Origin of the sequence: Streptomyces humi, assembly GCF_001005085.2 — a bacterium.
GTDB classification, from domain to species: domain Bacteria; phylum Actinomycetota; class Actinomycetes; order Streptomycetales; family Streptomycetaceae; genus Streptomyces; species Streptomyces humi.
In genome coordinates this window covers 1-23,708 of record NZ_LBMU02000122.1, presented here as the reverse complement: position 1 = coordinate 23,708, position 23,708 = coordinate 1, and the positions used below count along the sequence as shown (strand labels likewise).

Sequence of the window (23,708 nt, the reverse complement as noted above, 5' to 3'; positions counted from 1 at the left end):
GCAAGCTGGAGATGGAGCTGACGGTCGAGCGCGGCCGTGGTTATGTCTCGGCCGTGCAGAACAAGCAGGTGGGCCAGGAGATCGGCCGGATCCCGGTCGACTCCATCTACAGCCCGGTGCTGAAGGTCACGTACAAGGTCGAGGCGACCCGTGTCGAGCAGCGCACCGACTTCGACAAGCTGATCGTCGACGTCGAGACGAAGCAGGCGATGCGTCCGCGTGACGCCATGGCCTCTGCGGGCAAGACCCTGGTCGAGCTGTTCGGTCTCGCCCGCGAGCTGAACATCGACGCCGAGGGCATCGACATGGGCCCGTCCCCCACGGACGCCGCCCTGGCCGCCGACCTCGCGCTTCCCATCGAGGAGCTCGAGCTCACGGTCCGTTCCTACAACTGCCTCAAGCGCGAGGGTGTCCACTCGGTGGGCGAACTCCTGGCGCGTTCCGAGGCGGACCTCCTGGACATCCGCAACTTCGGTGCCAAGTCCATCGACGAGGTCAAGGCGAAGCTGGCCGGCATGGGCCTGGCCCTCAAGGACAGCCCGCCCGGATTCGACCCGACCGCCGCCGCCTTCGACGCGGACGACAACGGCGGTTCGGGCTTCGTGGAGACCGAGCAGTACTGAACCACCGCCCGGCACTGATCGCCGGACAGCCTCCCCGGAGTTTCTTCCGGGGAGGCTGTCCGCGGTTGTCCGCGGTTGTACGCGGTTGTACGCGGTTGTCCGCGGGTTGTGCTCCCGTGCGTCAGGACGGGGGCTGTAGAACCGTGTCGACGACGTAGATGGTGGCGTTCGCGGCCTTGATGTTGCCGCAGACGATGTTCGCCTTGCCGTTGACCTTGAAGGACGTGCCCGACCCCGACGTGGTCAGTTTGCTGCCCTCCACCGTCGTGAAGGAGCCGTGGGAGAGCTGGTCCGGATTGATCTGCTGGTCCACGACGTGGTAGGTCAGCACCTTCTTCAGCTGCCCCTGGTTGCCGAGCAGCGAGGACAGCTGCGACGCGGTCACCTTCTGGAAGGCCTGCGCGTTGGGGGCGAAGACGGTGATGTGCGGTTTCCCGTCGAGGGTGCCGTTCAGCCCGGCTCTGACCACGGCCGACACCAGCTGACTGAGCTGCGGATAGGCGGCCGCGGCCTCGACGACCTTGTCCTTGGCCGTGTTGGCCTTCTGGGCGAGCCCGGAACAGCCGGGACCGAACGTCCCGGACGGGCTGGGGGACGCGCCCTGCGCCTGGCTCTGCGACGCCAGGCCGCCGAACGCGAGCGGGAAGGCGACCAGGGCGGCCGCCGTGGCCTTTGCGGTACGCATGCGGATGAACCTCATCGCAACCTTCCTCCCGTGGAGGCGTGAACACTGCGGTGGGGACTGCGGAATTTCGCGTTTCCGCGGGCGGGGTGGGGCGGCTGCTGCGCCGCGGCCTCGGGCCATCGGTCACCCGGCCACTGAGCGAGCGTATCCAGCGGCCGCGGCACCCGCATCCGGAAGCCGCCCCGGCCGCCCACTCCCACACCCTCGCCGATCCCGCCACCTGCGACCCTCACCGACTCCGCCCCCCAGCAGCTCACTCCCGATCCCCGTCCGATCGGGCCGCCCGGTGGTTCACTCCCGGTTCCCGTCCGGTCCGCCTGCCCAGCGGCTCACTCACGGACCGCCGCCGATCCCGCTGCCCGGTGGTTCACTTCCGGCCCCCCCCGCCGATCCATCCGCCCCTGGTTCATTCCCGGGTGGCCGTCGGCTGTGTCGTCCCGTGGCGTAGGGCGAGGGCGGCGGGGGCGGCGGACGAGATCACGGCCAGGACCGCGCAGGCGCCCACGGCCGTGCCGACGGCCGTCCACGGGAACCGGACCGGTGCGCGCACGGACAGCAGGCCCAGGGCGCCCCATATGCCCGCCAGGTCGAGCGCGGCGACGAGGAGTCCGAGCACCCCGCCCACGGCCACGACCACCAGCGCCTCGGCGCCCACCAGCCGCAGCACCTGCCACCGGGTGGCGCCGGCCAGCCGCAGCACCGCCAGGTCGCGCACCCGGTCCGACGTCGCCATGACCATGGTGCCGGCCAGCGAGATGCCGGTGTAGAGCAGGGCGATGCCGAGGACCAGCAGGAGCCCCGTGCGGGTCGTCCGGTCCGTCCCGGGGCGACCGGCCCGCAGCCACTGCTCCCCGGTGAGGACCCGGCCGCCCGAGGCGCGCACCGCGGCCCGCAACCCGGCGGCCACGGCCCGCGCGTCGGCCCCGTGCCCGAGAGCCACGTCGACCCGGTCCACGGACGCGCCCGGAGCGTTGCGCGGCGTGACGTAGACCCCGTTGTCGCCGGTCCCGGTGGTCATCACCGCGGCGATCCGCAGCGTCCTGCGCGTACCGTCACCGAGCCACACCCGCACCCGCTCTCCGACCGTGTGCCGCTGCCACTCCTCGTTGACGACGATCGAGCCGTCGTCGAGGTCGCCCACCCGGCCGGCGGCGACGGGCAGCCGGGTGGTGGCGGCGAGCGGGCCGGGGTCCGCCGCGCGGGCCTCGGCCCTGTTGAGCGAGACGCCGTCCTCCAGCACGTAGACGGCGCTCGACGCGGTGGGGGAGACCTCCGCGCCGGGCACGTCACGCAGTTCGCGCAGGGTCTCCGGGGCGAAGCCCGCACCGCCCGGGACGACGACGAAGGCGGCGGCCGTCCGCTCCCGTGCCTCGGTGGCCCTCGCCTCGTTCAGGGTCGCGGTGGCGCCCAGCAGCGAGCCCGTCAGCGCGACCGTGACCAGGACCGGTGCCGCGATCGCGGCGGTGCGCCGGACCCCGGCGGCGGCGTTCTCCCGCACCAGCATGCCGCCCGCGCCGGGCAGCCGGGCCGCGGGCCAGGCGAGCAACCGGGTCAGCGGACGCACCACCACGGGTGCGAGCAGCGCCACGGCGGTGATCAGCAGCATCGGCCTGCTCACGTAGGTCTTGCGGTGCAGCAGGTCACCGGGGTCGCCGTACAGGGACAGGGCCAGAGTCACGACGGCGGTCAGCAGCAGTCCGGTGCCGGACAGGAGACGGCCCCACGTCATCGTCCGGGTGTCCACCGACGCCTCGCGCAGCGCCTGGGCGGGTCCGGTCCGGCCGGCCCGCCAGGACGCCGCCACCACCCCGCACAGCGCCACGGCCGGCCCCGTCGCGAAGGCCGCGCAGTACGGCCAGACGGCGTCGCCGATACGGAACCAGGCCGGGGCGAGACCACCGGCCACCACCCACGACGCCAGCCGGGGCGCGCCGTACGCGCCGAGGACGCAGCCGACCGCCGAGGCGAGCACGCCGACCAGGAAGGCCTCGGCGACCACCATCCCGCGGAGCTGCCCCGGCGTCGCCCCGGCCGTGCGCAGCAGCCCGAACTCGCGGCGCCGCTGAGCCACCGAGAACGCGAAGGTGGACGCCACCACGAACACCGACACGAAGGCGGTGACGCCGCCCGCGGTGCCGAACAGGGCGTTCATCGCGACGAGCGCCTTCTCGTCCCGGTCGGGATCCGGGTCGGCGCAGCGGCGTCCGGCACCGGTGAGGACCCGCACGCCGGCGCTGCCGCGCACCGCCGCGCGGACCGCGTCCGCGTCCGCCTCCACGACCAACTGGATGCTCCTGGGCGACAGTCGGGCGGCTCGGGCGTCGGTGTAGAAGACGGCGTGCTCGAAGCCCCGCGAGGCGACGGTGCCCACCACCCGCACGGTCCCGTGGTCGGTGCGCACCCGCTCGCCGGGTCTCGCCCAGTCGCCGCTGACGACGACCTCGCCGGCCGAACGGGGAGCGCGGCCCGCGTCGAGCGTGTAGGGCGCGAAGGCGGCGACGGACCAGGGGTGACCGACCAGGTCGCCCGGCCCGCCCCGGGCCCGGACGGCGAACGACCGGTCCTCGACGACCGTGCCGAGCTTCCTCAGCTCCGTGACGGTCCCGGGCGGCACGGCGCGCGGCTGGGCGAGCTGCTGCACCCGCTCGCCGACCGGGGTGGACACCCGCAGGCTGTCCGCTCCCCTGACCACGACCGGAGCGGCGGCGAACCGCTCCGGCCCGCGGTCGGGCGCGTCCAGCGACGAGGCGAGGGCCAGGCCCATCACGGCGACCAGCGCGACACCGAGCGAGAGGGCGACGAAGCCGCCGGCGAAGGTGGTCCAGCGGGCGCGCAGGGTGCGCAGCGCGACACTCATGACACTCAGCACGACGCGGCCTCCAGCTCGGCCATGTGCGTGGCGATGCCGTCGGCGCCCGCCCCCACCAGCTCGCCGTTGACCCGCCCGTCGACGAGGAGGACGACCCGGTCGGCGTACGACGCGGCCACCGGGTCGTGCGTGACCATGATGACCGTCTGGCCCTCGGAGTCGACCATGTCCCGCAGCAGCCTGAGCACTTCGCGGCTCGTCCGTGAGTCGAGGGCGCCGGTCGGCTCGTCACCGAAGAGCACCTCGGGGCGGGTGATCAGGGCGCGGGCGAGGGCGACCCGCTGCTGCTGGCCGCCGGACAGCTCCGCCGGCCGGTGGCCGGCCCGGTCGGCCAGACCGACCTGTGCGAGCACCTCGCGCAGCCGGGCCCTGGAGGGACGGCGGCCGGCCAGCCGCAGGGGCAGCGCCACGTTCTGCTCGGCGGTCAGCGAGGGCAGCAGGTTGAACGCCTGGAACACGAAGCCGACGCGTTCGCGCCGCAGGAGGGTCAGCCTGGTCTCGCTCAGCTGCGTCAGCTCGGTCCCGCCGACGGTCACCGACCCCGACGTGGGGCGGTCAAGACCGGCGGCGCAGTGCAGCAGGGTCGACTTGCCCGAGCCCGAGGGGCCCATGACGGCGGTGAACGACCCCGCCGGGAAGGCGAGCGAGACCCGGTCGAGCGCGTTCACCACGCCGTCACCGGACCCGTACCGCCTGCTGACCGAGCGCAACTGGATCGCGTCCTGGTTCATATGCCCCTACTCGTTCGGTGTCGGTCGTGTGGCAGACGGCTGTTCCGCACAGCGATCCGTCCGCCCGATGACTCCACGGCTCCATGGCCCGACGGCTCCATGGCTCCATGGCTCGACGGCTCGACGGCTCGACGGCTCCATGGCCCCACGGCTCCAACGGCTCCATGGCCCCACGGCTCCAACGGCTCCAACGGCTCCGTGTCTCCATGGCCCCACGAAACCGTGGCGGGACACCGCGGCGCACTGCGGCAGGAACGACACCGGGGGTAGGGCCAGGCCTACCCCCGGGGGTCCCGCTGAGGCCATGGCACCGGCGGTCCGGGCCTTCTACGGTGGCGCTCATGCACCCTCGCAACGTGTGGCAGGCCATGTCCCGGCCGGGCTTCCTGCTGTCGTCGTGGCCGTGGCGCTCCGCCGGCTACCTGCTCACGGGGGCGCTGGCCGGCGCGGTCGCCCTCGTCGGTCTGCTGGGCGCGGTCGCGGTGAGCGGCGCCCTCGCGATCGTGCTGGTGGGGCTCCCGCTGCTCGTCCTCGTGGCGTTCGCCGGGATCCCGGTGGCCCGGGCGGAACGGCACCGGCTGCGCCTCATCGACCGGGACCCGGCCCCCGACCCGCACCAGCCGCCCGCCGCCGGGGGACCGCGGTCCTGGCTGACCACCCGGCTGCGGGAACGGACCACCTGGCGGGAGCTCGGCCACGCCTTCCTCTTCGCGGTGCTGCTGTGGCCGGTCGACGCCCTCGCGATCACCGTCGGTCTGCTCTGCCCGCTGGCCGTGGTCGCGACCCCGCTGCTGATGGCCACGGTCGGCGGCGGCCGGGAGACCAAGGTCCTCAAGGCATGGACGGTCACCACCTGGCCGGCGGCCTTCGGTGTCGCCGTACTCGGGCTGCTCGCCCTGGCTCTGGGCGGCTACGTCCTGGGGGTCGCGGCCGGCGCCCGGGCCGGACTGACACGTCTGCTCATCGCCCCGCGCGAGAGCGACCTGGGAGCCAGGGTCGTCGAACTGACGCGGTCACGCGTGCGGTTGGTGGACGCCTTCGAGGCGGAGCGGCGGCGCATCGAGCGCGATCTGCACGACGGCGCCCAGCAGCGGCTGGTGGCGCTGACGATGACGCTGGGTCTGGCCAGGCTGGACGCGCCGCCCGGACCGCTCGCCGACCAGCTCGCGAAGGCCCACGAGGAGGCCGGCAAGGCCCTCGCGGAACTGCGCGAACTCATCCGCGGCGTCCACCCGAAGGTGCTCACGGACTACGGCCTCGAAGCGGCGGTCGCCGACGCCGCGGACCGCTGCGCGGTGCCCGTGGACGTCGAACTGGCGCTGCCGGGGCGGCTTCCCGCCGCCGTGGAGTCCGCCGCGTACTTCGTGGTCTGCGAAGCCCTCGCCAACGTCGACAGGCACAGTGGGGCCGGCCGCGCGCGGGTGTCGGGCGACCACCGCGACGGGCGTCTGCGCCTCCTGGTGCGGGACGACGGCCGGGGCGGCGCGGACGCCGGCGCGGGCAGCGGGCTGACCGGTCTCGCCGACCGGGTGTCGGTACTGGATGGCAGACTGTCACTGGCCAGTCCGCCCGGCGGACCGACACTGCTGAGTGTGGAGTTTCCTTGCGAACGCACCGATCGCTCCGGGTAGTTCTGGCCGAGGACAGTGTCCTGCTGCGGGAGGGGCTCATCGGCCTGCTCGACCGCTGCGGTCACGTGGTGGTCGCGGCCGTGGGGGATGCCGAGGCGCTGATCGCCGCGGCCGAGGAGCACGTCCCGGACATCGTGGTGACGGACGTGCGCATGCCGCCGGGCTTCCAGGACGAAGGACTGCACGCGGCGCTGCGGCTGCGCGAGCGGCGGCCCACGCTGCCGGTCCTGGTCCTCAGCCAGTACGTGCAGCGGACGTACGCCGCCGAACTGCTGGACTCCGGCGACGGAACGGGCATCGGCTACCTGCTCAAGGACCGGGTCGGACAGGTCGAGGAGTTCGTCGACGCCCTCCGGAAGGTGGCGGAAGGCGGCACGGTCGTCGACCCCGAGGTCGTACGGCAACTGCTGCGCCGCCGCCGCGATCCGCTGGAGCGGCTGAGCCCGCGCGAGCGTCAGGTCCTGGCGCTGATCGCCGAGGGAAGGTCGAACGGGTCGATCGCCCGCGAACTGGTGGTGTCCGAGGCCGCCGTCGGCAAGCACATCAGCGGCATCCTCACCAAACTGGACCTCCCTCCGACGGACGAGTCCCATCGCAGGGTGCTGGCCGTCCTCGCCTATCTGAGGACATGACAACCCCCAAGGGGGCGAATAGCCTGGTCACAGGGGGCCGGTTCGAGCAGAGGAGCCGCCCATGAACAGGTACGGAAACCGCGTCTGGAGCGCGACGGGAGTCATCACCGCACTCGCCACGGCCGCCGCGATCGGCTTCGCCGTCTCGGCGCAGGCCCAGTCCACCGCCCAACTGAGCGCGTACGTCGGCGACGGCTGGGGCGGCGGGACCGTCACCAGCAGCCCCGCCGGGATCAACTGCCATATCCCGGCGTGGGATCCGTACGGCGGCGACCAGGCGCCCGACCCGACCGGCACCTGCACCACCGGCTTCGTCATCGGGACTACGGTCCACTTCACGGCGACGGCCGACACGGGTTCCTACGTCAACTTCCCGCCCGACCCGAATCCCGTGACCGTACACAGCGGTTACAACTACACGAGTGCCGTGTTCTGCCCGAACGACGGCCTCTGCTCCGCGGGCTAGCCACCGCCCGCGGCACCGCACCTCTCGCACGCGTCGCCCCTCCTGCCTCCCGTGCCCGGGTTGACGCATGCCGATATGGGCATACGATGACGCCATGGCACGAGCAGCGACGACGTCGGACGCGTTCAACGCGATCGCCGAGCCGCAGCGCCGGGACATCCTGGCGCTGCTGCGGGCGGGTGAGCGGCCGGTGACCGACCTGGCCCAGGAGCTGGGGATGAGCCAGCCGCGGGCCTCCAAGCACCTGCGGGTGCTCCGGGAGGTGGGGCTGGTGCGGGTCCGCGAGGCGGGCAAGCAGCGCCTCTACGGCCTGGACGCCCAGGGGCTGCGGCCCGTCCATGAGTGGGTCGGCGGATTCGAGCGGTTCTGGAACGAGAGCTTCGACCGGCTGGACACCTACGTGCAGGACCTCGAGCGGACACGGCAGGAGGACTGACCGATGGCAGGGACCGGGGCAGGGGCAGGGGCAGGGGCAAGGGCCGGGGCAGGGGCGAACGCAGGAGCGGAGGCGGGGGCAGCGGCCGGGGCAGCGGTGGAAGCAGCGGCCGGGGCTGCGGCGGGGGTAGCGGCGGGGGCTGCGGCTGGGGCGGAGCCGGTGACGGCCGGCGACCGGGAGATCGTGATCTCCCGGGTCGTCGACGCCCCGCGGGAGCTGGTGTTCGAGGCGTTCACCGAGGTCCGGCACCTGTCGCGATGGTGGGGGCCGGAGGGGTTCACCACCACCACGCGATCCTTCGAGTTCCGCGAGGGCGGGGATTGGATCTTCGTCCTGCACGGGCCGGACGGTACCGACTACTCCGAGTGGATCCGCTGGCTGCGGATCGTCCCGCCGGAGCGGATCGAGCTGCTGCACGGCGAGACCCGGGACGACCCGGACGCCTTCGAGTCCGTCCTGACCTTCGCCCAGGACGGCGCGGCGACCCGGCTCGTGATGCGGACGGTGTTCCCCACCAGGGAACTGCGCGACGAGGCGGTCGAGAAGTACCACGCGGTCGAGGGCGGCCGGCAGACCCTGGACAACCTGGCCGCCTACGTCACCGCGACCCTCCGCAAGGCGGCGGGGGGCTGACGGCGGGCAAGGTGTTCTTCAGCGTGACGATGTCGCTGGACGGCTTCGTCGCACCCGAGCCCGTGTCCGTCGAGGACGAGCTCCTCGCCCCCGGCGGACCGCACGCCCCGGACGTCGAGTCCACGCCGTCGAACAGGCGGGTGCCGGCGCCGAGGCGTCGGCTGCCGCGGGCACCGGCTGCCGCGGGCACCGGCTACCGCGGAGGCTGAGGGGCTTCCGGTTCGGGGTCCGGGTTCGTCAACGCGTCCAGCTGGGCGGCGAGTTCGGGGTGACCGGGGGCGAGGTGGGGGCGAGTGGCGTTGAGGGGGTGGACGAGGACGGCGGGGTCGTCGTGGGCGAGGGCCGCGTGCAGTCGGCTGAGCGGATCACGGGCGGCGGTGGGCAGGTCGGTGAGGGCGGTGATCTGACCGGCGATGCGGCGCAGATCGGCTGCGTTGCGACGGGCCCGGTCGGCGGTGGTGCGTTCGGCGGCACGCCGTTCGCGGGTGGCCTGGACGCGCTGTTCGCCGGTGGTTCCCGCGGGACCGGGCCGGCCCCGCAGGTAACGGCGTTCGGCGGCCTGGCGGCTGGAGACGCCGAGGGGGTGGGCGAGGTCGGCCCAGCTCGCACCCGCCTCGCGGGCGGTCTCGATCAGGCCGGTCTCCCAGCCCGCGAGTTGCTCGCGCACCTGCCGCAGCAGCAGAAGGGAGGCCAGGGCCTTCTCCGGCGCGACGTGCTCCGGGGCGACATGCCGGGCGTCGGTGGTGTCGCGGTCCTCGTGCCGCACGGTCCGCAGGGCGTCGTCTATGGCCCGCAGGGCTGCCGCCGCGGCGAGGAACGACGCCGGGTTCGGTGCGCCGACGCCGTCCGGCGTCGGCTGGTAGGCCGGGGTCATGGCCACCTCCTCGGCTGGTCATCCATCGGGTGACACTCGTGTTTGTCATCCATTGGATGACATGCTACAACGGTTTCAGTGAGGCGCATTGGCAGCAACTGCCTGATCTCCCTGGAGGTGTTTTCCCATGTTGATGCGCACTGACCCCTTCCGTGAGCTGGACCGGCTGACGCAGCACCTGATGGGCCCGGGCACCTGGTCGCGGCCGTCCCCGATGCCGATGGACGCCTACCGCGAGGGTGACCGGTACGTGGTGGCCTTCGACATCCCCGGCGTCACCGCGGACGCGATCGACATCGACGTCGAACGGAACATGCTGACCGTCAAGGCCGAGCGCAGGCCCGTGGCGAAGGCCGACGACGTGCAGATGGACCTGTCGGAACGGCCGCTCGGCGTCTTCTCCCGCCAGATCGTGCTGGCCGACACGCTGGACACCGAGCACATCGAGGCCGACTACGACGCGGGTGTGCTCACCCTGCGCATCCCGATCGCCGAGCGCGCCAAGCCGCGCAAGATCGCCATCAGCGTCGGATCCGACCGCAAGGAGATCTCCGGCTGAGCCGGACAGCCGCGGGCTGACGACGGCGGAGGACGGACCCCCGTCCTCCGCGTGCCGCTCGCCCAGCTGGGCGCCCACCGGACCGCCAAGGTGCGCGCCCAGCCCGGCGCGCCCGCCCCACGGGCGTTTGCCGAGCGCGTCCGCCCACCCACACACCCACCCACCCACCCACCGGTGACCGCACCCCGGCCGCCACGACCCCGGTGACAGAAAGGCAACCACCGCAGTGATGTCCGACCGCAGCGCACCACTCCAGCAGCCCTACGGACGGGCGTACGAGCAGATGCTGGAAAGGGTCCGTCACGACGGCGCATACCCCACCCGTGAGAAGGCCGAGGAAGCCGTCCGCCTCGCCCTCGCCGGACTGGGACGCCAGTTGACCGGCGACGAACGAGTCGAGCTGGCCGCCCGCCTCCCCTTCGAAGCCGCCCGCATCCTCACCGCCCAGGTCCCCGACCTCGAGCCGCTGACCGGCTGGTCCTTCGTCAAGGACCTCGCCGCCCGCACCGGCGCCTCCCTGGCCACCACCCGCTGGGACACCGGGTCCGTCTTCTGCGCCGTCGCGGCCCACGCGGGCCCCGACCTGGTCACCCGCATCCTGAACCGGCTCCCGTCCGGCTACGCGCTGCTGTTCGGCCGAGCCGAACTCACCCAGGCCGCCTAGCCGAACCGCCCAGCACCCCAGCACCCGGCACGCCGAACCGCCCGGCACCCCAGCACCCGGCACGCCGAACCGCCTGGCACCCCAGCACCCCGGCACGCCGGACCGCCCGGCCCGCCCGGCACCCCGGCACGCCGGACCGCCCGGCCCGCCTGGCTCCCCGCCGCGCCGGTGACCGCGACACGTGAGCGGGCCCCAGCACCGCCCCAGCGCGTGCGGTCACCGGCATCACGCCGACGACGGGACTGCGGGACTGCGGGACTGCGGGATTGCGGGATTGCGGGATTGCGGGGACTGGGCGACCGCGGGACCCGCCGCGTGGCCTGTCACCGGCGCGGCGTTGTCGGGTGCGTCCTCGGGTTCGGGTGCGTGATCGGGTACGTGATCGGGTGCGGGTGCGTGGGGGTTGCTCGCGCAGTTCCCCGCGCTCCTTCCAGGGGCGTCGGTGTGAGCGCCCCTTCAGGGGCGCGGGGAACTGCGCGACCAGCCACGACGGCGCCGCACCCGATCACGCACCCGCACCGGCGCGGCGTTGTCGGGAGCGCCCCACGTACACGCGCTCCACCGCGCGCCGTTGAGAGAATGGGGGCGTTCGGGAACGGCGAGGCGGGAGACGGTATGGCGGGCGACGGTGGTCCGGTGACACTGCGCGGGATCGCGGATCGGCTCGGGCTGCACGTCTCGACGGTCTCCCGGGTCCTCAACGGCCCGTCCGGGGAGCGGGGCCGCGCGGCGTCGGGCGACACCGCCCGGCGGATCCGCGAACTGGCCGACGAACTCGGCTACCGGCCCAACCCGCACGCCACCAGCCTGCGCACCCGGCGCAGCAACCTGGTCGGGGTGCTCTTCCCGCGGCTGTCGGAGATCGTGGTGGCCACCATCTACGAGGGCGTGGAGGAGGAGGCGACCCTGCGGGGTCTGTCCACCTTCGTCACCAACACCCACGACGACCCCGCCACCCAGCGCGAGCGCATCGGCATGGTCCTGGGGCGCCGGGTGGACGGTCTCATCATCGGCGACGCCCACCTGGACGGGGCCGCGCTGGCCGACCCGGCCCTGGACGGTACGCCCTTCGTGCTCGTCAACCGCCGCACCGACACCGGGCATCCGGCGGTCACCTGTGACGACCCGCTGGGCGGCCGGCTCGTGGCCGAGCACTTCCTGGCCCTGGGCCACCGCCGGGTGGCCGTCATCGCAGGCGAACCCTTCGCCAGCACCGGCACCGACCGCACCGCCGGCTTCACCGACCGCTACCGCGAGGCCGGTCTGCCGCTGCCCGCCCACCGGGTGCGGCACTGCCGCTTCGACACCGCCGGCGGGCACGAGGCCGCCGTCGCGCTGCTGAGCGGCCCCGACCGGCCGACGGCCGTCTTCGCCGTCAACGACCTCGCGGCCATCGGCACCATGGGCGCCGCCCGCGACCTGGGCCTGCGGCTGGGCGAGGACCTCGCACTGGCGGGCTTCAACGACACCCCCCTCGCCGCCGAACTGCCCGTCCCGCTCACCAGCGTTCACTCGCCGATGGCCGAGCAGGGCCGGCACGCCGTGCGGCTGCTCCTGCGCCGTATCGCGGGCGAGCCCGTCGCCTCGGAGGCGCTGAGGCCCGAACTCGTGGTGCGGGCCTCCACGGGTGCGCCGGTCGGGCCGGACCTGCGGTGAGCGCGAAGCCGTAAGACCGCCTCACATCACGCCAGTTGAGACTTGCGGAAGCTCGTGGGCAATGTTGCCCAAACGATTGGCGCAAACGTTTGGGTAGAGCATACTGGCCCCTCGGCACACGTCCGGTGACGGCGATGGGGGTGGCTCGATGAGGTGGTTGGGCGGACGGCGCGAGAAGACGCCGGTTCCCCGTGGGTTCGTCGCTGCCCTGCGGGAGGGCGGCAAGGCGGCCGAGCTGACCGGCCGTCAGGGCGGCCCGGAACAGGCCGCCGAGCGGTACGGGGAACTGGTCGCGCATGCGGAACGTGTGCTGGGACCGCACCACACCGACACCTTGGCGCTGCGGCACCAACTTGCCCACTGGACAGGCGAGTCGGGCAGGCCCGAGCTCGCGGTCCAGTTCTTCGTCGGCCTGTTGACCGACCGGGAGCGGATCCAGGGGCCACGGCATCCGGACACCGAACTGGCCCGGCACCAACTCGCCCACTGGCACGGCCGGTCGGGCCGGCCGGAGGAGGCCGTGCGCCGCTACGAGGCCATGCGCCGGTCCGCCGAGCGCGAGAACCGCACGGAGAAGGCGCTCACCCTGCTGTGCGAGGTGGGCTACTGGCAGCAGAAGAGCGGCGACAACGCGGCCGCGCTGCGCGCGTTCTCCCAGATGCTCCAGACCGCACAGCGGGAGCTCGGCCCCCGCCACCAACTGGTCGGCATCGCCCGTCAGCGCTACGCCGAGGTCGCCGGCGTACTGCCGTTCGGCAACGAGGGCGGCCACGACGGGCTGCGCGACCTCCTCGCGACGGCCGCCGCGGTCGAAGCCGCCGGAGATCTCCCGCGCGCCGGCCGGATCTACGGGGAGGCGGCCGCACGGTCCGAGGAGCTGTACGGCGCGGGCAGCCCCCAGGTCCTCTCCGCGCGCGTCGCGCAGGCCGAGGCGGCCGTGCGGGCGGAGGACAGCGCGACGGCCGTCGAGTGCTTCGACAAGGTGCTCGCGTGCATGGAGCTCCAGGGCCGGCTGCCGGGCTCGCCCGCGTACGACACCCTGCGCGCGCAGCGCGACGAACTCGCCCGGATCGCGGGCCGTACGGCGCTGCGCGTCGAGGAACGGACCGCGACCCTGCTGGGGGAGACGGTGCAGGCGGCGCCGGACACGGCGTGCGCGGTGCTCGCGCGGGAGGCCGGCGCGACCGTCGCGACCCGCCTCAGGGTCGTGACCGACGACGCGGACGGCCTGTCGTGGCGGACGTGGACGGCGGAGCGGTGGACGGACGTGCTGCGGGGGCTGACCGGCCGGGGGTACGAGGCGACGGCCCTGTGCTTCGCCCGCGCCGACCGCCGTTGGACTCCCGAAGAGGCGTCGGTGTGCGCGGAGTTGGGGCTGCTGGGCGTCTACGTGTCCCGCCTGGGCGACGAGCACGTACAGGTGGACGCGTACGCCTTCGGGGAGGGCGGACCGGAGAAGGCGCGGTTCGTGGTGGTGCAGGACGCGCGGACCGGGCCGCCCGGTACGAGGACACGGGCGGCGGGTACGGAGACGTCGCCGACGACCTGGTCGGAATCGTCGCCGGGGGCCGCGGATGACGGCAGGACCGCGGTGCACCCCCAGGCGGTGGCCATCGGCAGCTGGCGGGAGATGGAGCGGGCGCGTCCCGCGGCCAGGGCGGCGGCGGGGCCGACCGGGACAGCCGAGACAGCCGGGGCGGGGGGAGCGAAGGGGGTCAAGGGAGCGAAGGGAGCCGAGGGAGCCAAGGGAGCCAAGGGGGCGGAAGGGGCTCTCGGGGCGGACGGGGCTGACGGAGCGGTGGGGGCTGGCGGAGCGGTGGGGGCTGGCGGAGCGGAGGGAGCCGATGGGGCTGCCGGGGCCGGCCGGCCCCCGGCGTTCGGCAGGTACGAAGTGCTGGAGTGCGTCGGCGAGGGCGGCTTCGGCCGGGTCTACCTGTGCCAGGACGCCGACGGGCTGATGGTCGCCGTCAAGACGCTGCACGCGCACCTCGCGGCGGCTCCGCCGATCAAGCGGGGCTTCGCCCACGAGGTGCGGGCGGCCCAGCGGGTCGACGGACGGTTCACCGTGCCGGTGATCGCGGCGGACACCGAGGGCCCCACCCCGTGGATGGCGGTGCCGTACGTGGCCGCCCCCTCGCTCCAGGAACTCGTGGAGCGCTGCGGCAGGCTGGAGACCGGCCTGGTACGCACGCTGGGGGCGGGCATCGCCGTAGCCCTGAGCGCCGTCCACGCCGAGGGCATCGTGCACCTGGACCTCAAACCGGCCAACGTGCTGCTGACCGAGGACGGCCCGCGCGTCATCGACTTCGGCATCGCCCAGATCGAAAGGCTCACCGAGCCACGCCGCGGCTTCGCCGGCACCTACGCGTACGCCTCGCCGGAGCAACTGCGCGAGCAGCCCACCTTCACACCCGCGAGCGACGTCTTCTCCTTGGGCACCGTCCTCGCCCGCCTCGCGCTGGGACGCAGCCCCTGGGGCCGGGACACACCGTCCGTGGTCGCCGGCATCCGGGCCGGCACCCCCGACCTCACCGGGCTGCCCCGGGACCTCGGCAAGGTGGTCCGGTGGTGCCTGCATCCCGATCCGGACCGCCGTCCGACGGCCGGTGAGGTGGCGGAGGCGCTGGTGCCCGGAGCCGGTGAGGGCAGGATCGTCGCGCCGCCACTGTCCGACCGGGCACGGGCGCTCGTCGCCGAGCACGCCACGACGCCCGCCACCCGTCGCGCCGGGACGCTGGCCTACACCCGGGCCCGGGCCCCCGAGGACACCACGTGGGCGGTGCCTGGGACTCCCCACCCGGCCGACGCCGCCGCGAAGGAGCCGCCGCCCTCTTCCGGCGACCCCCCTCCCCCCACGGAGCCACTCGACGAGGCCGCCCGGGAACTGGCGGCCCGGCTCATGCGCTGGGAGCGTGGACAGGAGGGCAGGTCCATGGCGCAGACGCGCCAGGGCTGCGGCTCCTTCCTCGCCGAGGCCCGGACGCGGCTGGGCACGCGCCACCCCCTGACCCTGCGCCTGCGGGTGTCCCACGCCATGCTCGGCTGCGACCGGCCCGGCGGGGTGCCACACGCCGAGCAGGTGGTGAACGACGCCGCCGCGGATCTCGGCGAGATCCACCCCACGGTGCGGGAAGCCCGGGCGGTACTGGCGGTGCTGAGATCGGCGGGCGTGGACTGACCCGCACACACCGAAGCCGGATTCCCCACCGGGGTTCCCCACCAGGACGCGCCGCCACCATCGTGTTCACGGTGTTCACGGTGTTCACGGTGTTCACGGTGTTCACCGTGGCCACGACCGGTCTACTTCGGGCGGACCCCGTTCAGAAGGTTGTTCACGAGGGCGACGACGAAGTCGTCGGTGACAGGTTCGTCGGGGATGAGCAGCCGGTGGTAGACGGCGCCCCAGAGCTGATCGACGAGGACCTGCACGTCGATGCCGGCACGGATCTGGCCGAGTTCCTGAGCCCCGTGGAGGCGCTCCGCGGCCAGCCGGCGCCGGTGCGAGGAGTACAGCTTCCGGTAGGCGGTGGCCAGGTCCTCGTCGGTCTGTGACTCGCCGATCAGCTCGGTCAGTACGCGCCCGCCGGGCGTGTGGGTCATCACGTGGGCGAAGGCGCGAAGTTGGGTGAGCAGGTCGGCGTGGATGTCTCCGGTGTCGGGGAAGGCGAGCGTTTCCTCGACGGCGTGGAAGTAGCCGTCCAGGGCGAGCGCCCCTTTGGACGGCCACCATTTGTAGAGGGTGGTCTTGCTGACGCCCGACGCCCTGGCGATGCGTTCGAAGGTGAGGTCGGCTATGCCCTCGGCGAGCAGCAGGTCGCCGGCGGTGCGCAGGACGTCCGCTCTGACCTCGTCCGCCGGCCTGCGCCCGCGTCCGCGGCCGTTGCCTTCCTTGGCGGCGGGGCCGTTCGCCTTGTTCACCACGTGTGCTCCTGCTCGGTTGCCGGGGGTGATGTCAGTTTCCAGCGGAGCACCGCCCGGAGTCGAGCCGGCGGCCGGCGCCGAGGCCGGCCTCACGGGGTGATCCGCAGGCTCGCGATCAGCCCGTCGCGCAGGCGGAAGATCATGGGGCCGGTCCCGTTGTGGCCGTTTCCGGTCACTGTCAGGGTCGCCACGTAGGTGTCGGGGGCCGAGCCGCGTGTGATCGCGTCCAGCTCGAAGTGTGCCTGGACGCCGATGTTGTCGGTGCGGTCCCAGGCTCGCACGCCGTCGCGGCCGTGATGGACGCGGCCCCAGTCGTCGAGAACGGCGTCATGGGTGAACGCGGCGGCGAATGCCTCGGCGTCGCCACGGTTGGTCGCCTCGATGAACAGCTGGACGGCGGCCGGGGTCTCGATGGTGGTCACGGTGATCGCCTCGGTGGTAGGGGGGCCGGGACGGGCGAGGGCCGAGGCCTTGCTCGCCCGTCCCGGCCCCGGTGTCTCGGGCGGGGGCCGGGGCCGTACTCGCCGTCCCGGCCCCGGGGTCTCAGAGCTGGACGGTGAGCAGGTCGGCGAGGTCGATGCGGGTGAGGAACTCACGGCGGATACGGTCGGCGACCTCGGAGACCTCCTGGGATCCGTCGTCGGCGGGGTCGATGTGGACCCGGTAGGGGCGCTCTCCGGCGGGCAGGGCGATGATGCGGGCGATCTCGTCGGAGACCAGCGACGCGGACGCCTCCTCGGGGGCGAGAGCGGCGAGCTTGGCCGCCACCTGGTCCATCAGGCCGGCGTACCTGGTCTCGTACTCGGCCTCGACGGTGGTGTCGTCGGGGCGGCCGGAGTGGGCGAAGTGGTTGGTGCCGCTGGTGAACGAGCCGGGAACGACGATCGAGGTCTCCACGCCCCAGCGCGCGAGCTCGCCGGCGTAGGACACCGCGAGGGAGTCCATGCCGGCCTTGGCGGCGAAGTAGGGGGCGAGGTACGGCGGGGTACCGCCCTTGACACTGGTGCTGGAGACCCAGAGCACCAGTCCCTGCCCCCGCCTGCGCATGCCCGGCAGCGCGGCGCGGTTGACGCGCTGGGTGGACAGCACGTTCACGTTGTAGAGCTCGGCGAGCTGGTCGGGGGTGAACGCCTCGGCCGGCCCGGTCACCATGTGCCCGGCGTTGTGGATCAGCACGTCGATGTGGCCGTGCTCTGCCTCGATCCGCGCGATGGCGGTGTCGACCGAGCCCTGGGAGTTCACGTCGAGCTCGATGGAGCGCAGGTCGACGTCGTGCTCGTGGGCGTAGTCGGCGGCGGCCCGGACCTGGGGCGCGTTGCGGCCGGTGGTCTGGCGCATGCCGGCGTAGACGGTGTGGCCGGCGTCGGCCAGCGCGCGGGCGGTCAGGGCTCCGAAACCGCTGGAGGCGCCGGTGATGACGACGATGGTGCCGGTGGTGGACATGGACGTGGTTCCTCTCGGCAAGGTCGAACGGGTCGGACGGGTCGGACGGGTCGAACGGGTCAGACGGGTCAGACGTGTCAGCAAGGCCGGACGGCGTGGGGGCGTGAGGGTGTGGGGGGCATGGGGGCGGCGCGGGAGCCAGGAGGTCAGGCGAGACCGCCGTTGGCGTAGAGGATCTGTCCGTTGACCCAGCGCGCGGGACCGGCGAGGAACGAGACGACCTCGGCGATGTCCTCGGGCCGGCCCAGCCGCTCCAGCGGGGTCGCCTTGGCGAAGTTCGCGACGGCGGCCTCGTCCTTGCCGTCCAGGAACAGCGGTGTGGCGGTGGGGCCGGGGGCGACGGCGTTGACGGTGATGTCCCGGCCGCGCAGCTCCCGGGCCAGGATGAGGGTCAGGCCCTCGACCGCTGCCTTGCTGGCGACGTAGGCGCCGTAGGCGGGCAGCTGCGTACGGACCACCGAGGTGGAGAAGTTGACGATCGCGCCGCCCGCTCGGAGCCTCCGCGCCGCCTGCTGGGAGACGACGAAGGTGCCGCGGATGTTCGTGCGGTGCATCCGGTCCAGGTCGTCGAGGTCGAACGTCGCGATCGGGCCCAGGACCATGATGCCGGCGGTGTTCACGACCACGTCGACGCCGCCGAAGGCCGCCTCGACCGCGTCGAACGCCGCGCTCATCGCGTTCTCGTCGGCGACGTCGCCCCCCACCGCCAAGGCCCTGCCGCCGGCCGCGGTGATCGCGGACACGGTCTCCTCGGCCCTGGCCTTGTTGCCGGCGTACTGCACGGCGACCGCGAGACCGTCCTGGGCGAGCCGCTCGGCCACGGCACGGCCGATGCCGCCGGAGCCGCCGGTGACCAGGGCGACACGGTTGGTGGGTGCACTCATGGTGTTCTCCTTCCAGGGAACTGTAAATGAACGACGCGTACATATAAGCACGTAATGAACGCGCCGTCCATATAGCCGCCCATGACTTCCCCACCCGCCCGAGGACGCCCCGCTCACCGCGGCCGGGACGGCGTCCCCGCCCACCCCGCGTTGCTCAACCCGCTGACACGCACCCTGCTCGCCGTCGCGACGCTCGGCGACCTGCCCCCACGGCCGCGACCCCACGGCGAGCTTGATCTACCGCCGCAACTGGATCTGCACAGTGAACGCGCAACTACGGCACAGGAAGGTTCGGTTGATGAGGAGTTGTCCGGGTCGGAGCAGACGTGACGGCAGCCGCCGGTCGCGATGTGCGGCTCTATATGTAGAGAGGCCGCCCCCAATTCGTGTGCATCCGCGCACGGATGAGTGGGCGATCCTTTCAACTGCCCTGCTGGGAGCAAGGACCCACTGGATGCCGGGCATGCTCCATGATTTGATCCTTCGCGCCGCAGGGATCGCGCCAAGGCCCCGGAGAGGGACGGCGCGGGCCGCGGTCGCGGCCGCCCATCTGTCCCCAGTCCGGCCGCTCCCCCTTGTGGAACATCCATACGAAGGGCAGTTTCGACATGAACTCCGCTCCCCAGGTTCAGACCCTCGAAATCTCCGACGCCGAGCTCGACACCGTCTCCGGTGGCCTGAGCCCGCAGGTCGGTATCACCGCCGGCCCCACGGCGATCAGCAGCTCGAACCTCGTGTCCCAGATCGGCGCGGTCAAGGACGAGGTCCTGGACACCGTCGGCCAGTACCACCAGGTGGGACTGACCGTCTCCTTCTGATCACCCGATCGCGGGACTCCCTGGTCGGCGGACCGCCGACCACAGCGACAAGCCCTCTACCGGGTCCCCTCTGGTAGAGGGCTTGATCGTCACCGGGCTCCGCCTGGTTCGCCGCCGACCCCTCTTGAGCGGCCTCGGGCGCCCCGGCCATCGCCCCCCGGCCCCAATCACGGCTCACGAACAGACGGATGATTCCCGCACTCTCCGGCGGGAAGGGCGGGGCGAGAGGCTCCCGCCCAGAAGACGCGGCATCCGCGTGACCCGCGTGCGACCCGCCCCCGAACACGACGCAGGGCCGGCCGGCTCAGCAGGAACCCCCCCCTGAACCGGCCCCTTCTCACTGTGCCCCCGGCAGGATTCGAACCTGCGACACCCGCTTCAGGAGTGGGATCGAATCCCGGCCGGGTGGTGCTCGGCACTGCCGCGTGGCACTGTTTCGCCTGATCAGCGCCACGCGGCTTCGTCCCTGATCCAGCTCGTGACACTTGGTGCCGGGCGGTCCGCTCACGCGTCGCTCATGCGTCGGGGTGCCTCTCGCCTACGGCGGAGCGGGTACTGGCGCGCACGGTCCCAGCAAGATCTACAAGGAGCTGGCTAGCCGCGCTGACGCAGCTGTCGGACTACGAGAGCAGGGCCCCCGAGGCCGGGGTGCCGTCGAGGACCTTGAGACATCCGACGCGTACCGCGACAAGGGCAGAGAACAGCACCATCACCAGGAGCCAGGGAATCCAGGCACGGTCCTTCAGATGCCGTGGGAACACGACGGGAACAGCTGGCCGCTCCCGTACCCGGTCGACGGGGCTGCCCATCAGATCGGTCACGATCCGCCGGTTCTCGGGGTGGGGTTCATCGACAGCTCCGGTCGGGATGCGGTACGACGACCAGACGCCGAGATGGTGCCTCACTGCATCGGCTGGGGACCTCCCGGCTTCTTCACCCTTCCGGGCACGGTCCCCGTAGGTGGTGCCGACGGGCTCTCCTGCGACGAGCCGCCCGGACGGCACCGGCCGTCGGTCCGGCCAGTCCATGATTTCCGACCGTCGAAAGTAGTCCTGCCCGTTGGAGCGCCACGGCGAAGGGAAGTCGGTCTCCTGTCTTTCCCAGGCCGTCACGGTCGGTCGGCCTACGCCTGCGAGCGTGGCGATCTGTGCTCGTCCGAGCATCGATTCGTCACCGGCCGGCGGATACGACATGAGCGCGGCCCCCTTCAACTGCGCCATGAGCAAGGGCTGATGAAGACCGACCGTAGAAGCGGACGACTCTGCTGAACAACTGCGCACCCGAAGTGCGCAGTCCCGCTGGGGGTGTTTGACCTAAGAGCGTTCGTGGGCGTCGGCCCCTGCGGTAGCGGTCTTGTTGCCGTCCCAGCGGATTTGATCCCCGCATACCTCTGAACGGGGTGTTGTGATGGGGCTTTCGTCACCTGAACCGCCTGAACCGCCTGAACGAATGCGGTCACCGCGTCGTCCGACGAGTGCCCGGGTTGTTCGGGGAGTTGGCGAGTGCTCGGGGTGAGGCGCGGGCGGCTTCTCGTCAGACCTTCTCGACTCGCACGGAGTGTCCCGCGAGGAGTTGGTTCATGTCGTCGGTGTCGGAGGTGAAGACGGTTGCCTGGGCTCCTTGCGCGGCTTCCCGTCCGGCCACAGCTGCCAGGACGGCGTCGATGGCGTACTTGTGCCCATGCAGGCCGGCCGCCTTCAGCATGTCGCGCGCCATGGCGATCACCTGGTCGTCCGTGTGCGCGATGCGGATCCGGGACAGTGTCCAGTTCCACAGTGCCTGCCTCGACGTTTCACGAGGGTCGCAGGCCTCCAAGGTCGTGAGCGCCGAGGTGACGATCGGGATGTCGAGCCGTGGAGCCGTCTTGATCAGCGCAGCCATCTCCCGATCGCCCTGAACCGCCTTGGACAGAGCCTCGGAGTCGAACACGAAGACGCGCTGCCGCGGCCGGTGTAGCTTCGCTCGGGTGGTGCGGCTCACGCGTCCTCGTCCGAATGTGATCGCTGTTCGTCATGCCAGCCGTCGATGGCGGCGATGCGATCCAGCGCTGCTTGCTGCTCGTCGTCTGTTACGGCGCCGTGCTCTTCTTCGAGGCGTTCGGCCAACTCGCGCAGTCGGTCCATGGCGTCCTGATGAGCGGCGGCGGCCGCGATGTAGCCGGACACGCCGCGCGCGTCGACGCGTTCCCTGATCGATTCCACCAGCTCTTCCGGCACGGTGATGGTGATCTTCCGGGTTGCCATACTTCAAGTATGCCACGCGGGGTGTGGTGTGCCCCGCTCTTCTCGAAGAGGTTGCCGCGGGGGTGCAGGAGGGTGGGAGATAGTCGTCCGATGCTGATCCGGTGGGTGATATCCGGGAGATCAGCTTCCCATCCGCTCACGCAAACGGCCCCGGACGAGGAGCCCGAGGCCGAGTAGAACCCCTCCCCGGGGAAGAAATCCCAGGTCAGAGCGGTAACGCGCAGTGCCCCCGGCAGGATTCGAACCTGCGACACCCGCTTTAGGAGAGCGGTGCTCTATCCCCTGAGCTACGAAGGCGGGGTGGATCGTGGCCCGTGGGCCGTAGGCGTCAGCGTACCGGATATGGCTGGTGGGGTGTGGAGGTGTCAGGACAGTGGGATGTGGGTGAAGCGGGCGGCCGTGTGCAGGTCGGTCTGAATGTCGGCCGCCGTGGCGTGCAGGGCGGGGAGGAAGTCCGTGACGCAGTCCTCCAGGGTGCGGCGGGCCGCGTGGGTGGCCACGTTCAGCGCCGCGACCGGGCGGCCCGTCCGGTCGCGTACCGGTACCGCGATCGACCGCAGACCCGACTCCAGTTCCTCGTCCGCCAGGGCGTACCCGGGAGGGTCGTCCGGGGTGAGGAGGGCTCGGCCCAGGGCGGTGTGGGCTGCCGGGAGGCGGGTGCCGACGGTGATGTCCACGGTCAGGACCCGGCTCGTGGCCGCCACCGCCACGTACTGGATCTCCTCCGGAGCGGTGCCCGGCACCGGGACTGCCAGTGCCGTCGGTTCGTGGAGGCGGTCCGCCAGGGCGCGCAGGTGGGGGGCGGCCAGGCGGGAGAGGGTGGTGCGGGACAGCGGGGGGTAGCCCAGGGACAGCACCCGGGGGGTGAGGGCGAACGTGCGGTCCCGTGCCGTCACCAGGCCCAGGTGTTCGTAGGTGATCAGGGCCCGGCGGGCCGTCGCCCGGGCCAGGCCCGTCGCCTTCGCCACGTCGGTCAGGGTCAGGGCCGGGCGGCCCTCGCCGAAGGCGGTCAGCACCGTCAGGCCCCGGGCCAGGGACTCCACGAAGTCACGCCCCAGTTCGTGCTTCGACGCCGTCGTCCAGCCGGCCAGGCCCGACGGGGGCGGGCCCGGCTCCGGGGGGTGGGCCTCGCGCAGTTCCCGTTCCATCGCCGTCACCGCCGTGCGGAGGCGGGGGAGGAGGGTGTCGCGCAGGTCCGCGGCCGTGTGGCGGCTGGTGTGGCTCACCACGCTCGCCACGCACGCCGGGCGGCCGGTGGCGGGGTCCCGGACCGGCACCGACACCGCCACCAGGCCCGGTTCGATCAGCTGGTCGTCCAGGGCCCAGCCGTCCTCGCGGGCCCGGTCCGCCCGTGCCGCGAAGTCGTCCGTACCGCCCGGCCCCCTCGGCGGTACGGCCGGGAAGCCCGCGTCCGTGGGGTCCGCGGTGCGGCGGGTGCGCCAGGCCCGCCACTCGGCGTCCATCCAATGGGCCGCGAACAGCGGGCCGGGCGCGGTGCGTTCGGCCGGCAGCAGGTCGCCGATGCGGAAGCTGACGGACATCGCCCGACGGCGGGTCGCCTGGTGGATGAAACGGATGCCGTCCCCGTCGGCGACCGCCAGGGACACGGACTCGTCCAGTTCGTCGGCGAGCGCGTCGGCGTGCGCGTCGAGCAGCGTGGGGAGGCGGAGGGCGGCCAGGTAGGCGTTGCCCAGTTCCATCACGCGCGGGGTGAGCACCGCGTCCCGGCCGTCCAGACGGACGTGTCCCATGCGGGCCAGGGTCGCCGTGATCCGGTCGACCGTGGAACGGGCCAGGCCGGTACGCCGTTCCAGCGCGCTCGCGCTCAGCGTCCCGCCCGCCCAGGTCAGCGCCTCCAGCACCGCCACGCCCCGGATCAACGGTGCGACCGCCTCGGCCGGCGGCTCGACCGACGCTCCGGGCCGTGGTCCGGCCGGCGG

Annotated in this window: 24 protein-coding genes and 1 tRNA gene; 12 read left to right on the top strand and 13 right to left on the bottom strand. The window is 72.7% G+C overall.

What is annotated here, in order from left to right; all coding sequences use genetic code 11:
• Positions 1–623, top strand: a 623-nt coding sequence (locus AAW13_RS41325) for a DNA-directed RNA polymerase subunit alpha (RefSeq protein WP_143145095.1), incomplete at its 5' end; no start/stop codon positions are given.
• A 121-nt stretch (positions 624–744) separates the two neighbouring features.
• On the opposite strand, the gene AAW13_RS41320 is transcribed toward AAW13_RS41325, so the two are convergent.
• From AAW13_RS41320 to AAW13_RS41310, 3 genes are all read right to left on the bottom strand, one after another.
• Complete coding sequence (locus AAW13_RS41320; protein ID WP_046729753.1) at positions 745–1,323, bottom strand: fasciclin domain-containing protein; 579 nt, start codon at positions 1,321–1,323, stop codon at positions 745–747.
• Between the two features lie 391 nt (positions 1,324–1,714).
• Complete coding sequence (locus AAW13_RS41315) at positions 1,715–4,165, bottom strand: ABC transporter permease (RefSeq protein WP_046729758.1); 2,451 nt, start codon at positions 4,163–4,165, stop codon at positions 1,715–1,717.
• Between the two features lie 5 nt (positions 4,166–4,170).
• Positions 4,171–4,908: an ABC transporter ATP-binding protein gene (locus tag AAW13_RS41310; RefSeq protein WP_046729752.1), complete on the bottom strand. Its 738-nt coding sequence runs from the start codon at positions 4,906–4,908 to the stop codon at positions 4,171–4,173.
• Positions 4,909–5,249: 341 nt separating this feature from the next.
• Between AAW13_RS41310 and AAW13_RS41305 the strand changes: the two genes are divergently transcribed.
• From AAW13_RS41305 to AAW13_RS41275, 6 genes are all read left to right on the top strand, one after another.
• Positions 5,250–6,539, top strand: a complete 1,290-nt coding sequence (locus AAW13_RS41305; protein WP_046729751.1) for a sensor histidine kinase — start codon at positions 5,250–5,252, stop codon at positions 6,537–6,539.
• Positions 6,512–7,171: a response regulator gene (locus AAW13_RS41300; RefSeq protein ID WP_046729750.1), complete on the top strand. Its 660-nt coding sequence runs from the start codon at positions 6,512–6,514 to the stop codon at positions 7,169–7,171. The genes AAW13_RS41305 and AAW13_RS41300 overlap by 28 nt, the downstream gene beginning before the upstream one ends.
• Before the next feature lie 61 nt (positions 7,172–7,232).
• Positions 7,233–7,637, top strand: coding sequence for a hypothetical protein (locus AAW13_RS41295; protein ID WP_046729749.1), 405 nt, complete (start codon positions 7,233–7,235; stop codon positions 7,635–7,637).
• A 94-nt stretch (positions 7,638–7,731) separates the two neighbouring features.
• On the top strand, positions 7,732–8,073 hold the full coding sequence (locus tag AAW13_RS41290; protein WP_046729748.1) for an ArsR/SmtB family transcription factor: 342 nt from the start codon (positions 7,732–7,734) through the stop codon (positions 8,071–8,073).
• 159 nt (positions 8,074–8,232) lie between these two features.
• Positions 8,233–8,706: an SRPBCC family protein gene (locus tag AAW13_RS41280; RefSeq protein WP_240528913.1), complete on the top strand. Its 474-nt coding sequence runs from the start codon at positions 8,233–8,235 to the stop codon at positions 8,704–8,706.
• A gap of 23 nt (positions 8,707–8,729) precedes the next feature.
• Positions 8,730–8,915, top strand: a complete 186-nt coding sequence (locus tag AAW13_RS41275; protein WP_143145094.1) for a hypothetical protein — start codon at positions 8,730–8,732, stop codon at positions 8,913–8,915.
• On the opposite strand, the gene AAW13_RS41270 is transcribed toward AAW13_RS41275, so the two are convergent.
• Positions 8,900–9,580: a hypothetical protein gene (locus AAW13_RS41270; protein WP_046729746.1), complete on the bottom strand. Its 681-nt coding sequence runs from the start codon at positions 9,578–9,580 to the stop codon at positions 8,900–8,902. The genes AAW13_RS41275 and AAW13_RS41270 overlap by 16 nt on opposite strands.
• 127 nt (positions 9,581–9,707) lie before the next feature.
• Here AAW13_RS41270 and AAW13_RS41265 point away from each other — a divergent pair, with 127 nt between their 5' ends.
• The 4 genes from AAW13_RS41265 to AAW13_RS47565 all read left to right on the top strand — a co-directional run bounded on the left by AAW13_RS41265 (position 9,708) and on the right by AAW13_RS47565 (position 15,637).
• Positions 9,708–10,139 (top strand): Hsp20/alpha crystallin family protein, encoded by a 432-nt coding sequence (locus AAW13_RS41265; protein WP_046729745.1) that lies wholly within the window; start codon positions 9,708–9,710, stop codon positions 10,137–10,139.
• A 229-nt stretch (positions 10,140–10,368) separates the two neighbouring features.
• Positions 10,369–10,803 (top strand): DUF2267 domain-containing protein, encoded by a 435-nt coding sequence (locus AAW13_RS41260; protein WP_420855524.1) that lies wholly within the window; start codon positions 10,369–10,371, stop codon positions 10,801–10,803.
• Between the two features lie 615 nt (positions 10,804–11,418).
• The gene (locus tag AAW13_RS41255) at positions 11,419–12,459 is read left to right on the top strand and encodes a LacI family DNA-binding transcriptional regulator (protein ID WP_046729743.1); all 1,041 of its coding nucleotides are present in this window, start codon (positions 11,419–11,421) and stop codon (positions 12,457–12,459) included.
• A gap of 148 nt (positions 12,460–12,607) precedes the next feature.
• A complete protein-coding gene (locus AAW13_RS47565) occupies positions 12,608–15,637 on the top strand; it encodes a protein kinase domain-containing protein (protein WP_143145093.1) in 3,030 nt (1,009 codons plus the stop codon).
• Between the two features lie 122 nt (positions 15,638–15,759).
• Here AAW13_RS47565 and AAW13_RS41245 read toward each other — a convergent pair whose 3' ends face one another.
• The 4 genes from AAW13_RS41245 to AAW13_RS41230 form a co-directional block, all read right to left on the bottom strand.
• The gene (locus AAW13_RS41245; RefSeq protein ID WP_046729742.1) at positions 15,760–16,380 is read right to left on the bottom strand and encodes a TetR/AcrR family transcriptional regulator; all 621 of its coding nucleotides are present in this window, start codon (positions 16,378–16,380) and stop codon (positions 15,760–15,762) included.
• Between the two features lie 89 nt (positions 16,381–16,469).
• Positions 16,470–16,802 (bottom strand): nuclear transport factor 2 family protein, encoded by a 333-nt coding sequence (locus AAW13_RS41240; RefSeq protein ID WP_046729741.1) that lies wholly within the window; start codon positions 16,800–16,802, stop codon positions 16,470–16,472.
• 121 nt (positions 16,803–16,923) lie between these two features.
• Positions 16,924–17,823, bottom strand: coding sequence for an SDR family oxidoreductase (locus AAW13_RS41235; RefSeq protein ID WP_046729740.1), 900 nt, complete (start codon positions 17,821–17,823; stop codon positions 16,924–16,926).
• A 146-nt stretch (positions 17,824–17,969) separates the two neighbouring features.
• Positions 17,970–18,707, bottom strand: coding sequence for an SDR family oxidoreductase (locus AAW13_RS41230; protein ID WP_046729739.1), 738 nt, complete (start codon positions 18,705–18,707; stop codon positions 17,970–17,972).
• 608 nt (positions 18,708–19,315) lie between these two features.
• On the opposite strand from AAW13_RS41230, the gene AAW13_RS41225 reads away from it, so the two are divergent.
• Entirely contained in the window at positions 19,316–19,525 is a 210-nt protein-coding gene (locus AAW13_RS41225) for a hypothetical protein (protein ID WP_046729738.1), read from the top strand.
• Positions 19,526–20,145: 620 nt separating this feature from the next.
• Here the strand turns inward: AAW13_RS41225 and AAW13_RS45685 are convergent.
• The 5 genes from AAW13_RS45685 to AAW13_RS41200 form a co-directional block, all read right to left on the bottom strand.
• Entirely contained in the window at positions 20,146–20,745 is a 600-nt protein-coding gene (locus tag AAW13_RS45685) for a hypothetical protein (RefSeq protein ID WP_143145092.1), read from the bottom strand.
• 313 nt (positions 20,746–21,058) lie between these two features.
• Positions 21,059–21,505, bottom strand: coding sequence for a hypothetical protein (locus tag AAW13_RS41215; protein ID WP_046729736.1), 447 nt, complete (start codon positions 21,503–21,505; stop codon positions 21,059–21,061).
• Entirely contained in the window at positions 21,502–21,768 is a 267-nt protein-coding gene (locus tag AAW13_RS41210; protein ID WP_046729735.1) for a hypothetical protein, read from the bottom strand. The genes AAW13_RS41215 and AAW13_RS41210 overlap by 4 nt, the downstream gene beginning before the upstream one ends.
• Before the next feature lie 224 nt (positions 21,769–21,992).
• Positions 21,993–22,065: transfer RNA gene (locus tag AAW13_RS41205), tRNA-Arg, on the bottom strand.
• A 68-nt stretch (positions 22,066–22,133) separates the two neighbouring features.
• Positions 22,134–23,708, bottom strand: a 1,575-nt coding sequence (locus AAW13_RS41200) for an IclR family transcriptional regulator domain-containing protein (protein WP_420855523.1), incomplete at its 5' end; no start/stop codon positions are given.